This window comes from Sutterella massiliensis (genome assembly GCF_016899755.1).
Lineage (GTDB): Bacteria > Pseudomonadota > Gammaproteobacteria > Burkholderiales > Burkholderiaceae_F > Sutterella > Sutterella massiliensis.
The window spans coordinates 1-249 of sequence record NZ_JACJJC010000492.1; the positions used below are offsets into that span (position 1 = coordinate 1).

Annotated in this window: 1 protein-coding gene; it reads right to left on the bottom strand. The window is 54.6% G+C overall.

The genetic code is table 11. From position 1 onward, the window contains the following. Window positions 1–37: 37 nt before the first annotated feature. Window positions 38–249 (bottom strand): hypothetical protein (locus H6A60_RS13440; RefSeq protein WP_205105358.1); only part of this gene is annotated, 212 nt, incomplete at its 5' end.

The following is a 249-nucleotide window of genomic DNA, read 5'->3' on the forward strand; positions in this document are numbered from 1 at the left end:
CATTAAGGCGGGGGGATGTATTCACGTCAGCCTTGCGTTACGCGCTTAGGGAGTCGAAAGGATAGCCCGACAGGTAAGCGCCCCAGAAATCCGTCACGTCCTGAACATCTTTCCAGTCATAGTCGACGAATGACGCCGTAAAGACGGCGAGCCAGCCAAGTTTCAAGGAATGGTTTGCATCGTTGGCTACGACATGTTCGGCCTTCGTGTCGACAGGCAGATTCCTCAGCGTGGAGTTGAGGCTCGTGT